General features: G+C 63.4%; 10 protein-coding genes and 1 pseudogene. 5 read left to right on the top strand and 6 right to left on the bottom strand.

Annotated features, from left to right (window positions below; genetic code table 11):
- Positions 1 to 90 precede the first annotated feature (90 nt).
- From EB231_RS16765 to ettA, 3 genes are all read right to left on the bottom strand, one after another.
- A complete protein-coding gene (locus EB231_RS16765; protein WP_172349780.1) occupies positions 91 to 426 on the bottom strand; it encodes a hypothetical protein in 336 nt (111 codons plus the stop codon).
- Positions 427 to 537: 111 nt separating this feature from the next.
- Positions 538 to 1,308, bottom strand: coding sequence for a trans-aconitate 2-methyltransferase (gene tam / locus EB231_RS16760; protein WP_172349779.1), 771 nt, complete (start codon positions 1,306 to 1,308; stop codon positions 538 to 540).
- A 46-nt stretch (positions 1,309 to 1,354) separates the two neighbouring features.
- On the bottom strand, positions 1,355 to 3,004 hold the full coding sequence (gene ettA, locus EB231_RS16755; protein WP_172349778.1) for an energy-dependent translational throttle protein EttA: 1,650 nt from the start codon (positions 3,002 to 3,004) through the stop codon (positions 1,355 to 1,357).
- 252 nt (positions 3,005 to 3,256) lie between these two features.
- On the opposite strand from ettA, the gene EB231_RS16750 reads away from it, so the two are divergent.
- Positions 3,257 to 4,543 carry a GGDEF domain-containing protein gene (locus tag EB231_RS16750; RefSeq protein WP_172349777.1) on the top strand — a complete coding sequence of 429 codons (1,287 nt, stop codon included), beginning with the start codon at positions 3,257 to 3,259 and terminating at the stop codon, positions 4,541 to 4,543.
- Positions 4,544 to 4,663: 120 nt separating this feature from the next.
- Here the strand turns inward: EB231_RS16750 and EB231_RS16745 are convergent, their stop codons facing one another.
- Positions 4,664 to 5,671, bottom strand: coding sequence for a ribonuclease T2 family protein (locus tag EB231_RS16745; RefSeq protein WP_172349776.1), 1,008 nt, complete (start codon positions 5,669 to 5,671; stop codon positions 4,664 to 4,666).
- 182 nt (positions 5,672 to 5,853) lie between these two features.
- Here EB231_RS16745 and EB231_RS16740 point away from each other — a divergent pair, with 182 nt between their 5' ends.
- The 3 genes from EB231_RS16740 (at position 5,854) to EB231_RS16730 (ending at position 9,707) form a co-directional block, all read left to right on the top strand.
- The gene (locus EB231_RS16740; RefSeq protein WP_172349775.1) at positions 5,854 to 6,786 is read left to right on the top strand and encodes an alpha/beta fold hydrolase; all 933 of its coding nucleotides are present in this window, start codon (positions 5,854 to 5,856) and stop codon (positions 6,784 to 6,786) included.
- 99 nt (positions 6,787 to 6,885) lie between these two features.
- Positions 6,886 to 8,061, top strand: a complete 1,176-nt coding sequence (locus tag EB231_RS16735; protein WP_172349774.1) for a CaiB/BaiF CoA transferase family protein — start codon at positions 6,886 to 6,888, stop codon at positions 8,059 to 8,061.
- Positions 8,058 to 9,707: a thiamine pyrophosphate-binding protein gene (locus EB231_RS16730; protein WP_172349773.1), complete on the top strand. Its 1,650-nt coding sequence runs from the start codon at positions 8,058 to 8,060 to the stop codon at positions 9,705 to 9,707. The genes EB231_RS16735 and EB231_RS16730 overlap by 4 nt, the downstream gene beginning before the upstream one ends.
- Before the next feature lie 45 nt (positions 9,708 to 9,752).
- Here the strand turns inward: EB231_RS16730 and EB231_RS16725 are convergent, their stop codons facing one another.
- A complete protein-coding gene (locus EB231_RS16725) occupies positions 9,753 to 10,196 on the bottom strand; it encodes a CHRD domain-containing protein (protein WP_172349772.1) in 444 nt (147 codons plus the stop codon).
- A 160-nt stretch (positions 10,197 to 10,356) separates the two neighbouring features.
- Positions 10,357 to 11,639, bottom strand: a pseudogene (locus EB231_RS16720) (cystathionine gamma-synthase family protein).
- 121 nt (positions 11,640 to 11,760) lie between these two features.
- Here EB231_RS16720 and EB231_RS16715 point away from each other — a divergent pair.
- Positions 11,761 to 12,219, top strand: a complete 459-nt coding sequence (locus EB231_RS16715; protein WP_096447534.1) for an Lrp/AsnC family transcriptional regulator — start codon at positions 11,761 to 11,763, stop codon at positions 12,217 to 12,219.
- Positions 12,220 to 12,266 lie beyond the last annotated feature (47 nt).

Here is a 12,266-nt window from a genome sequence, read left to right as displayed (position 1 = left end):
TGGGCGCCGAAACGTCTCGGCGCAACACTTTTCTCATCCGGCCGGTTTACGCCGGCTTAAATCAAGGTTTCAGGCCGGCCTGACCCGCTTTCACCAGGCGCATAGCTTGGTGTCTGTCTGCGGGTTGTTCCAGCAGGCGCCGTCGTCGCGGCTGCGCACATATTGTCCCGGCAACGGCACGTTGCGGCGGCCGAGATTGACGTAGCCATAGGCAAAACCCGGCCCGTCGATCTCCAGCACATAGGTCGGATAGCCCGGCGCCGAGATGCGGAAGCTGCCCGCACCATCGATCGCGCGGTAGCTGCACGGAAAATACCCGTCATCCGTGGTGAAGCAGCGCGCCCGCTTGGCTTCGGCCGAAACCGAAAACGCCAGAAGTGCCGCCGCGCATACGCCACCGCCGTAAAGCAATCTTTTCAAAGTCATCATTCACCCCCTGCCATGCGGGCCATCGTCGTCCGCGCGATGAGTTGGGCACGGCGGTCAAACCGGGTCAAGCGGCCACATCAGGGCCCAAGCAAAGTGGATAATTCTTTCCTAGCCGGCCCTTTTTGCGACAATGAAAATTCGCGGAAAGCGCAGCAGCACCTTGCCGTTGGCCGTTCTGGGATAGGCCTTGGCGATCTTGGCCGTGTAGCTGTCGAGGAACAGCTTTCGCTCGTCCGCCTCCAGCGGATCGAGGAACGGCTTCAGCCCGGTCGCCTTGACCCACTCGACGATCGCCTCGGCATCGGCCAGCGGATGATTGTAGATGGTGTGCCAGATATCGAGCCGGTCGCTGAGCGGCGACAACAGGTCGTAGTAGAACGACACTGGCGGCAGCGGCGCGCGCGCCGCGCCCTTTATCTTTGCCGCAAACGGCATTTCGGCCGCGGTCTCGCGCATCAGCCGGTGCGAATCCTCGGCCATGTTGTCGGGCATCTGGATCGCCAGCGCACCGCCGGGCGCGAGGAAGCCCATCAGCCGCTGAAACACCGCAGGGTGCTCGGGCAGCCACTGGAACACCGCATTGGCAAAGATGACATTGACCGGCTCGGCCGGCTGCCATGTCGAAGCATCGGCGAGGTCGAAGCTGACATTGGGCAGGCGTGCCCTCGCCTTTTCGATCATGTCGGGAGAGGTGTCGAAACCGCTCACCTGAGCATCCGGCCAGCGCTCGACCAGGAGCTCGGTCGAATTGCCCGGTCCGCAGCCGATGTCGACGACCCGGCGCGGGAAATCAACCGGCACCTGTGCTGCGAGGTCGCGCGCGGGTCGCGTGCGCTCATCCTCGAATTTCAGATATTGGGCGGCGGACCAGTCAGCCATTTGAACTCCTCATATGGTTTGAGAATTCGCCGCCCCCCTTGGTCCCCTACCGCGTCAGCCGCTTGTGCGTCATGCGGTGAGGGGCCGCCGCTTCGGCGCCCAGGCGCCGCAGCTTGTCCTTCTCATATTCCTCGAAATTGCCTTCGAACCACTCGACATGCGCATCGCCTTCGAAGGCCAGCATGTGGGTCGCCATGCGGTCGAGGAACATGCGATCGTGGCTGATGATGACGGCGCAGCCGGCATAGGCTTCGAGCGCGTCTTCCAGCGCTCCCAGCGTTTCGGTGTCGAGGTCGTTGGTCGGTTCGTCGAGCAGCAGGACATTGCCGCCATTCTTCAGCATCTTGGCCAGATGCACGCGGTTGCGCTGGCCCCCGGAGAGGTTGCCGACCTTCTGCTGCTGGTCGCCGCCACGGAAATTGAAGGACGAGCAATAGGCGCGACTGTTGATCTCGTGCTTGCCGAGCTTGATGATTTCGGCGCCGCCGGAGATTTCTTCCCACACGGTCTTGTTCCCATCCAGTGCATCGCGGCTCTGGTCGACATAGCCCAGCTTGACCGTCTCGCCGATACGCACGGTGCCCGCATCCGGCTTCTCCTGGCCGGTGAAGATCTTGAACAGCGTCGTCTTGCCGGCGCCGTTCGGGCCGATGACGCCGACGATGCCGCCCGGCGGCAGCCGGAACGACAGGTTCTCGATCAGAAGCTCGTCGCCAAAGCCCTTGTTGAGGCCTTCGACCTCGATGACCACATTGCCGAGACGCTCGCTCGAGGGAATAACGATCTGCGTGTCGGTCGGCTTGCGGTTCTGCGACTGCTCGACCAGTTCCTCATAGGCCTTGATACGCGCCTTCGACTTGGTCTGGCGCGCCTTCGGGCTCGACTGGATCCATTCGCGCTCGCGCCAGATCGACTTCTGACGAGCGTCGTCCTCGCGGCCTTCCTGGATCAGGCGCTTGGCCTTGGCGTCGAGATATCTGGTGTAGTTGCCCTCGTAGGGAATGCCGCGGCCGCGGTCGAGTTCGAGGATCCAGCCGGTGACATTGTCGAGGAAGTATCGGTCGTGGGTGATGATCAGCACCGAGCCGGGATAGTCGCGCAGGTGCTTTTCGAGCCACGCCGTGGTCTCGGCGTCGAGATGGTTGGTCGGTTCGTCGAGCAGCAGCAGGTCGGGCTGTTCAAGAAGCAGCCGGCAGAGCGCCACGCGGCGACGCTCGCCGCCCGACAGGCTGGTGACTTCGGAATCAGGCGGCGGGCATTGCAGCGCGTCCATCGCCATCTCGACCTGCTGGTCGAGATCCCAAAGGTTGAGCCGGTCCATTTCGTCCTGGAGCTTGGCGGACTCGTCCGCCGTCTCGTCGGAATAGTTCATCATCAGCTCGTTGTAGCGCTCGATGATGGCGGTCTTCCTGCCGACGCCGTCCATGACGTTTTCGCGCACGGTCTTGGAGTTGTCGAGATGCGGCTCCTGCGCCAGGTAGCCGACGGTGGCGCCTTCGGCCAGCCATGCCTCGCCCTGGAACTCCTTGTCGAGCCCGGCCATGATGCGCAGGATCGTCGACTTACCCGAGCCGTTCGGCCCGAGAATGCCGATCTTGGCGTCCGGGTAGAAGGAAAGATGAACGTTATCGAGCACCTTCTTGGTGCCATAGGCCTTCGACAGGCCGGACATGTGATAGATGAACTGGCGTGCCACGCGCGCTTCCCTGAACTGACTGAATTGTCGATTTGAATGGAGGTTGGCCGCTATGTAGGCGATGCGGCGGCGAACGGCAATCGCTTTTGCCAGATCAAGCCGACCACACGGACAAGTGTGTGCCGCCTCCCTGAAGTTTTCCATCGGCAACGAAGCCGCTGAAAGCTCAGGTTAACCCTTCCGCGTCAAAACAGGATCGGGGTGGAATCGCTGGCTTACGGCGATTCCTGGAAAGAGAGCGGATCGACGGCATTGTTGAACAGTTTCCTGCTCCTTGCCGAAGCGATCGTCTACTTCAGCGTCATGGTGACGCTTTTTCGCTTCAGGAAGCGCATTGGTCTGGGCGTCTTCGTCTGCGCGCTCGGCGTCATGCACTTCCTTGAAACCTATCTCGCCAGCGTCTTTTATGTCGCCTTGCCATTCGGCATGGTTTCGCCGGGCTCGGCGGTGCTGTTTTCGGGCAAGCTGGTGATGCTCCTCCTGCTCTACATGAAGGAGGACGCGGCCACCGTACGCCAGCCGATCTACGGCCTGCTGCTCGGCAATGCGCTGATGATCGGGCTGGTGCTGCTCTTGCGCCTGCACGCCATTGCGCCGCTGCCTGACGGCCGTCTGCCCGACATCGGCTTCATCGACGAGATGGGCTGGCTGATGGTGTGGGGCACGACGCTGCTGTTCATCGACGCCATCCTGATCATCCTGATCTATGAAAAGCTTGGCCGGTACCTGCGCCAGGCGCAGTTCGCGCGCATCCTGATTTGCGTCGCCTGCGTGCTGACCTTCGACCAGGCGGGTTTCTTCACCGCGCTGCATTTCGTTGCCGGCGCGCCGATCGATGTCTTCTTCGGCGGATGGTTCGCCAAGATGGCCGCCGCCCTGGCGTTCAGCGGCATGCTCGTGGCTTACCTCAGATGGTTCGAGGAGCGCGACATTCCGCTGCCGCGCGGACTGACCGATATTTTCCAAACGCTGACATACCGCGAGCGCTACGAAGCACTGGTCGAGCATGTCGGCCGTGACGGCCTGACCGGCCTGCTGCATCGCGGCCGCTTCGACGCTGACGGGGAAGCCGCGGTCGAGATCAGCCTGCGCACGGCGAGGCCGCTCAGCCTGCTGATCATCGATGTCGACCATTTCAAGTCGATCAACGACCGTTTCGGCCATGCCGAGGGCGACAAGGTGCTGAAGGCGGTTGCGACCCTGCTTCGCGAGGTGGCCAGCGCCGAAGACCAGGTGTTCCGGATCGGCGGCGAGGAATTCGCCGTCCTGAGTTCGCGCCCGCATTCGGTCGCCAGGCTGTTTGGCGAAAGCATCCGCTACGCGGTCAAGGCATCGGCCGTCACCAGCCGCTTCGAGCTGACCGTCAGCGCCGGCGTTTCAACCGTCAGCGAAACGACCCGCTGCCTTGCCGATCTGTTCGCGCTCGCCGACCAACGCCTCTACAAGGCGAAGTCGACCGGGCGTGATCGCGTCGTCGGCGAGCCAGGCGGCCCTGAGGCCGAAATGGCGGTCGCTTGGACCAAGTCAGGGCAATTCTAGCGCCGGTCTGGGACTTTCTCTGGCGCCGAATGCTCGTCAGCGTCGAGACCGCCGTCAACGCGATCGCCAGCCATTTCAGCGCAGTGCTTAACGGGCAGTCGACGCCGTTCGGGCGCGTGCTTACTGGAACCCGATCGCGTCGACAGTGCCGGTTGGGCAACCGGCCTTGTTGGTCGGCACCGAGGCCAGCAGCAGATCCTTGAGCGAAGCGTTCGGGCCGATCGGGCCGGCAAGGCCAAGCGTCAGTTCGCCGATCAGCCGCCGGCCGCTCGTGGGATCGATGACGCAGGACACCCGCACGCGGTCCCCCGCCCCCGCGCCGAACGCGGTGTCGAAGGCGCCACGGATCTGGTCCGCCGTCAGTTTGCCGCCAATGTTCTTGACGAAGAGATCGCGCACCGGCGAGCCGTTGACCTCCCGCATCAGGCCGAGCGCATCCGCAAAATACTCCTGCTGGCTCTTGCCGTAGCAGGTGCCGTGCTTGATCCACTCATGCCGCTCCAGCTGGGAGGCCGTACCCGGCATCACCTGGTCGAGCTCCTTGCGGGTGCCGGCGTCCAGATTGACCGGCGGCAGGTCCTTCCAGTGAGCCGGATTGTCGTTGGCCTTGTCGTTGGCCCCCACCTGGCAATAGAAATTGCCGGCCGGCTGCGGCCACAGGCCGTGCAAGGTGAAATTGGTGGCATCGAATTCGTTCGGGTTCTGCGCCTTGCATTCGGTCTTGTTCGACTTGGTCTCGCAAAAAGCCGGCTGCCAGCTCAGCGCGAAGACATATTCGGGCTTGCCCGAGGCGGCGGACTTGCCTTGTCCGCCAGGTGCGGCCGGCACCGTCGCGGCACTGCTGCCCGACAGATGGCCGCAACTGACCTTCACCCAGCGGCGCTCCGGATCGGCGCCCGGCACCAGGATCAGATAATGTGTCGGCGCGTCCTTGTTGCCGGCCAGCAGCTGGTAGCTCTGTCCGGCATCGGTCGAGACATTGCCGGGATTCTTGCTGTTCTTGATGGCCTGCGTTGCGGGACAGGCAGCGTCGGCGACGAAAGTGCCGCTCATCTTGACGTCGGCATGCGCCGCGCCGGCCAGCGATATCGCCAGCATGGCCAATCCGAAAACAACACCAATGCGCATGAGAATCCCCGGCTGAAGAAAGTGGGCGACAGACTGAAGCTGTCTCCATGTCAGAATTGCGATGTTTTGCTGGCCGAACGCAAGAAACATCGTCGCGCAAAAGCAGTTGCTGTGGATTGACGCGAAACCGGCGCCGGCGCAAACAAAACCAACAACGATAAATGGGGAGAGAGCAGGCGGCCATGCCTTTCAGTCAACAACGCATGGTCCGCTCATCGACCGGCGCCGATCTCAATCTCCTCGTCAGGCATGCCGATGGCCGGGCACGTGCCGTCGTCCAGATCAATCATGGGCTTGCCGAACACGCCGCGCGCTATGCCGGTTTCGCCGACTTCCTGGCCGCGCGCGGCTTCCACGCCTATGTCCATGACCATCGCGGCCATGGCGCGACCAAGGCGCCCGACGCGCCGCTCGGCAAATTCGCCGACAAGGATGGCCCGGCCAAAGTGATCGCCGACGTCGATGCCATCCATGACCTGATCGCCAGCGAATGCCCTGATCTGCCGGTCATCCTTTTCGGTCATTCGATGGGCGCGTCGATAGCGCTGAACTACCTTTTGAGCCACTCGCCGCGTGTCCATGCCGCCGCGATCTGGAACGGCAATTTCTCGCAAGGGCGGCTTGGGCAGGTAGCGCTCGGCATCCTTGCCTGGGAACGGATGCGGCTGGGCTCCGACGTTCCATCGCGCCTGCTGCCGAAACTCACCTTCCAGGCCTGGGGCAAGGCGGTGCCCAACCACCGCACGCCGTTCGACTGGTTGTCACGCGACGAGGCGGAGGTGGCGAAATACATCGCCGATCCGCTGTGCGGCTGGGACGCCTCGGTGTCGATGTGGCACGATGTGGTCTCCATGGCGATGAACGGCGGCAAGGATGCAGGGTTCACGAGCGTGCGGCGCGACCTTCCGGTCGCCATCGTTGGCGGCGAGAAAGACCCCGCTTCGGACTACGGCAAGGGCATCACCCACCTTGCCAACCGCATGCTCAGGATGGGCTTTTCGAATCTCGTTTCAAAGGTTTACGCCGACACCCGCCACGAAAGCCTGAACGAGGTGAACCGCGACATCATCATGGACGATTTCGCCGCTTGGGCCGACGGTACCCTGAAGGCGTGACGGATTGGCCTATTGCAAGGGCCGTGACAGCCCTTGCCGGGCTTGGTAGAGCCTCTGCTTTCGCAGCAATCACGGTGATTGCGGCAATCATGGTGATTTATGGCTGAACCCCCGCTGAAAGGCGTCCGCGTCATCGAACTCGCCCGCATCCTGGCCGGCCCCTGGGCTGGACAGTTGCTTGCCGATCTCGGCGCCGATGTCATCAAGGTTGAAAGCCCTGACGGCGGCGATGACACCCGCAAATGGGGTCCGCCCTTCGTCATGAGCCATGACGGCGAGAACCTGTCGGCCGCCTATTACCATTCCTGCAATCGCGGCAAGCGCTCCATCGCCATCGACTTTTCGACGCCTGAGGGTGCGGAAACCATCCGCCGGCTGGTCGCCACATCGGATGTGCTGATCGAGAATTTCAAGCTCGGCGGGCTCAGGAAATACGGGCTCGACTATGACAGCCTGCGCCAGATCAACCCCCGCCTCGTCTATTGCTCGATCACCGGGTTCGGCCAGGACGGTCCGTATGCGCCACGCGCCGGCTACGACTTCATCATCCAGGCCATGGCCGGCATGATGTCGATCACCGGCGAGCCCGGCCGTGAGCCGCAAAAGGCCGGCGTCGCCATCTCGGACATCTTCACCGGTCTTTATTCGGTCGTCGCCATCCAGGCCGCGCTGCGGCACGCCGACCAGACCGGCCAAGGCCAGCACATCGATATGGCGCTGTTCGACACGCAGATCTCGGCGCTCGGAAATCAGAACCTCAACTATCTCGTCTCCGGCAAGTCGCCGGTGCAGATGGGCAATGCGCATATGAACATCGCGCCTTACGAGGTGGTGCCGGTCCGTGACGGCCACATCATCCTGGCGGTCGGCAATGACGGTCAGTTCCAAAAATTCTGCGCCGCCGTCGGGCTGGACGATCTGCCCGCCAATCCCGACTTCGCTACCAACCCCGCCCGGGTCGCCAACCGGGTCAAGCTGCGCGCGCGCATCATCGAGGCGCTGAGCATCCTTGATCGCGATCCGCTGCTGGCAAAGCTCGAAGCCGCAGGCGTGCCGGCGAGCCCGATCAACACGATCGGCCAGATGTTCGCCGACCCGCAGACGATCGCGCGCGGCATGCGGCTCGACCTCGACGACGGCCATGGCAACCGTCTGCCTTCCGTACGCGCGCCGATGGTGATGTCGGGCACACCGCTGCTCTATGAACGCCCTTCGCCGCGCCTAGGCGAACATACCGACGAAATCCTTGCTGAGCTGGAGAGATCAGGCAAATGAAGACCGGTGGACAACTGATCGTCGAAGCGCTGGAAGCCAACGGCACCGACCGCATCTTCTGCGTGCCGGGCGAATCCTATCTCGCGGTGCTCGACGCGCTGCACGACTCGGCGATCCGCACCATCGTCTGCCGCCAGGAAGGTGGCGCCGCGATGATGGCGGACTGCCAGGGCAGGCTGACCGGCAAGCCCGGCATCTGCTTCGTCACCCGCGGCCCCGGCGCGACCAATGCGTCCGCCGGTATCCACATCGCCATGCAGGATTCGGTTCCGCTCATCCTGTTCATCGGCCAGGTCGCCAGCCACGCCAAGGAGCGCGAGGCTTTCCAGGAGGTGGACTATGTCAGGTTCTTCGGCGACATCGCCAAATGGGTGGTCGAGATCGACGACGCCTCGCGCATCCCGGAATTCGTCACCCGCGCCTTCGCCGTGGCGACATCGGGGCGTCCCGGCCCGGTGGTCATCTCGTTGCCCGAGGACATGCTGACCAGCGTGGTCGAGGCGCCGGACGCACTTCCCCACACGCCGGTCGAGACCTATCCCGGCGAGGCCGAACTCGACGCGCTGGAGATGCTGCTCAACGGCGCCAAGCGCCCGTTCGTCATCCTCGGCGGCACGCGCTGGAATGAGGAATCCGTGGCGCACATGCGCGCCATATCCGAGACATGGTCGCTGCCGGTCGGCTGTTCTTTCCGACGCCAGATGCTGTTCGACCATCTGCACCCGAACTATGCAGGCGACGTCGGCATCGGCATCAATCCGAAACTGGCCAACGCCATCAAGCAGGCCGACCTCGTGCTGCTCATCGGCGGCCGCATGGGCGAAATGCCGTCTTCCGACTATACGCTGCTGAAAAGCCCCTACCCCGACCAGGCGCTGGTCCATGTTCACGCCGATGCCGGCGAACTCGGCCGCGTCTACCGGCCGACGCTGGCGATCAACGCATCGCCCTCGGCTTTCGTCGAGGCTTTCGTCAAGCGCAGACCGGCTGCGACACCAGGCTGGGAGGACGAGCCGGCGAAACTGCATGCCGCCTATCTCGACTGGTCGACACCACCGGAAACCGGCCCCGGCCCGGTCCAGATGGGGCCGATCATGAACTATCTGGAGAAGGTACTTCCCGACGACGCCATCCTAACCAACGGCGCCGGCAACTACGCCACCTGGGTGCATCGCTTCCACCGCTCCCGCCGCTTCGGCACGCAAGCCGCGCCGACATCGGGCTCGATGGGCTATGGCACCCCGGCCGCGGTCGCCGCCAAGGCGCTATTCCCAGAGCGTACCGTGGTCGCCTTTGCCGGCGACGGCTGCTTCCTGATGAACGGCCAGGAGTTCGCCACCGCCGTGCAGTATGACCTGCCGATCGTCGTCATCGTCGTCAACAACGGCATCTACGGCACAATACGCATGCACCAGGAGCGCGAATATCCCGGCCGTGTCGTCGCCACCGGCCTCAAGAACCCCGATTTCGCGTCGCTGGCCCGTGCCTATGGCGGCCATGGCGAGACGGTCGAGAGGACAGCGGATTTCGCGCCCGCCTTCGAGCGAGCCCGCGCCAGCGGCAAGCCGGCGATCGTCGAAATCAGGCTCGATCCGGAAGCAATCACGCCGACTCGCACGCTGACGCAGATCCGCGACAAGGCGTGATTCAAAAAGGGGCGATCGCCCGCCCCTTTTTCCGAAGCGCTTGCGCTACTTCGCTGCCTCGATCTGGCCGCGGATCTCGCCGTCCTTGTTGGCGGCGGTGTGGACGTTGACATAATAGTTGCCGGCCGCCAGGTCGGCGGCCTGTGCGTCCGTCAGCGTTGCGGATCCCTTGATCGGGCTCTTGAGCTTGCCTTTGAACGGGATGACGGGAGCGGCATTCGCACCCATCGCCGCCGGGCCGTGAATATGCGCTGCCGTCGCCGGTCCGCTGAGGCCGGAATATTTCACGTTCCAGCTGAGCTTCTTCTTGGTGGTGTCGAATGTGAGCGTGGCGGTGCCCTTGCCCTTGGTGGTGACGGGCGGGCTCTGTTGGCTGCCATCGAGCGTCGCCTTGTACTTCACCACCTCGGCCATGGCCGGGGACGCGAAGACGAAAGCGGTCGAAATGGCCAACGCCGAAAGTACCGGCAAGATGGAATGTGTGCGCATTAAGGACCTCCGTGGCTGTCGCATGCGTCGCGGCTCCCCGTCGCGCGCATGCCTCAACCGAAACGGCTGGGCGGCCCAATGTTTCCCTGCACACGGTTTTGTGACCGGGAAAGCAGCAAAGGGGCGATCGCTCACCCTTTCCAGCCACGAGAGAGCGCCGTCAGACCGCCGCCAGCGCCTGCGTCAGATCGGCGATCAGATCGTCTGGATGTTCGACGCCGATCGACAGCCTGACCGTGGTCTCGAGCACGCCGATGCGCTGGCGCACGTCGAAGGGAATGCCGGAGTGGGTCATCGCCGCCGGGTGGCTGGCGAGCGACTCCGTGCCGCCGAGGCTTACCGCCAGCTTGAAGATCTGCAGGGCATTGAGGAAGGCGAAAGCCGCCTTCTCACCGCCCTTGATGTCGAAGGAGAAGGTCGAGCCGGCGCCGCTGCATTGCGCCCTGTAAGTGCGGCCAGCCGGCGTATCCTCGCCCAGGAACGGCAGATAATGCACCTTTGCAACCTTGGCATGATCGCGCAGGAATTCGGCGACCAGGCGCGCATTGTCGTTGGCCCGCTCCATGCGGATCGACAGCGTCTCCAGCGAACGGCCGAGCATCCAGCAGGAATGCGGTCGAGCTGTGTGCCGATCGCCCCGCGCAGCGCCTTGATCGGCTTGGTGACCGCCTTGCTGCCCATGGCGGCGCCCGCGATCAGGTCGGAATGGCCGCCGACATATTTGGTCAGCGAATAGACCGAGACGTCGGCGCCGTGCTCGATCGGCCGCTGGAACACCGGGCCAAGCAGCGTGTTGTCGCAGACGATGATCGGCCTTGAGTCCTGCCTGGCGTCGATCTCGTCGGCGATCGTCCTGATCAGCGCAATGTCGATCAGGCTGTTGGTCGGGTTCGATGGCGTCTCGATCAGAATGACCGAAACACGCCCCTTCGCCACCGCGGCATCGGCCGCCGCGCGCACCGCTTTCTCGTCGACACCGTCGGCAAAGCCGACGGCGCCGATGCCAAACCCGGAAAGCGTGCGCGTCAACAGCGTCTCGGTGCCGCCATAGAGCGGCTGTGAATGCAGGATGACATCGCCCGGGCGGGCATAGGCGAGCAGCGTCGTGGCGATCGCCGACATGCCCGATGAAAACAGGATGCACGCATCCGTCCCCTCATAGATCGCCAGCCGATCCTCGACGATCTCGCTGTTGGGATGATTGAAGCGCGAATAGACCAGGCCGGACGCCGTGCCGCTCGGTGGCTCCTTGCGGCCGGACGTGTAATCGAAGAAGTCGCGTCCCTCCTCCGCCGATTTGAACACGAAGGTCGAGGTCAGGAACACCGGCGGCTTGACCGCGCCTTCCGAAAGCTGCGGGTCGAAGCCGTAGCTCAGCATCAGCGTCTCCGGATGGAGCTTGTGGTTGCCGATATGGGTTTTCGACGGGCGCGGCGCGGTCATGGCTTTTCCTGCTTTCGAGGGGTATTCCGTCGCAATTTATGCGATCCCGATCAGCCAGTCCTTGCTATTCTTGGGCTCGCATGACTGCATGTCGGCAACAAATTGCCGCGAGAGAGCGAAAGTGCAGCAGAAGATAGCCGACGACTTCGACCTCAGGATTCTCAGGGAATTGCGGGCGGATGCCCGCATCACCAACAACGAGCTTGCCGAGCGCATCGGCCTGTCGCCGTCGCCTTGCCTCAGGCGCGTGCGGCGGCTGGAGGAGACCGGCGTCATCAAGGGCTATACCACGCTGGTCGACCCCGCCGCCTTCGGCTGGAGCATGGTCGCCATCGCCACCATCCGGCTCAGCCGGCAGAACGAGGACGAGATCGTGATGTTCGAGGACGCGATCCGCGGCTGGGAAGAGGTGCTGGAGTGCCACCTCGTCACCGGTTCGCGCGACTATGTGCTGAAGGTGGTGACCGGCAGCCTCGAACAGTATGAGCGCTTCATCAAGGAAAAGATCGCAAGGCTTAAATGCGTCGCCTCGATCGAGACCAGCTTCGTCATGAACACCATAAAGGAACGGCGCCTCTGAGGCGCCGTTCCATCTTGTCGTTTGAGCATGATCTTTTCGGGATCACG

This window comes from Mesorhizobium sp. NZP2298, assembly GCF_013170825.1.
Taxonomy (GTDB): Bacteria; Pseudomonadota; Alphaproteobacteria; order Rhizobiales; family Rhizobiaceae; genus Mesorhizobium.
This window is presented reverse-complemented; position numbering and strand designations above follow the sequence as displayed.

Excerpts from the sequence above, each read along its gene's own strand:
- EB231_RS16745 (WP_172349776.1), bottom strand. The coding sequence starts at position 5,671 with ATGCGCATTGGTGTTGTTTTCGGATTGGCCATGCTGGCGATATCGCTG.
- EB231_RS16740 (WP_172349775.1), top strand. The coding sequence starts at position 5,854 with ATGCCTTTCAGTCAACAACGCATGGTCCGCTCATCGACCGGCGCCGAT.
- EB231_RS16735 (WP_172349774.1), top strand. The coding sequence starts at position 6,886 with ATGGCTGAACCCCCGCTGAAAGGCGTCCGCGTCATCGAACTCGCCCGC.
- EB231_RS16725 (WP_172349772.1), bottom strand. The coding sequence starts at position 10,196 with ATGCGCACACATTCCATCTTGCCGGTACTTTCGGCGTTGGCCATTTCG.
- EB231_RS16765 (WP_172349780.1), bottom strand. The coding sequence starts at position 426 with ATGACTTTGAAAAGATTGCTTTACGGCGGTGGCGTATGCGCGGCGGCA.
- EB231_RS16730 (WP_172349773.1), top strand. The coding sequence starts at position 8,058 with ATGAAGACCGGTGGACAACTGATCGTCGAAGCGCTGGAAGCCAACGGC.
- tam (WP_172349779.1), bottom strand. The coding sequence starts at position 1,308 with ATGGCTGACTGGTCCGCCGCCCAATATCTGAAATTCGAGGATGAGCGC.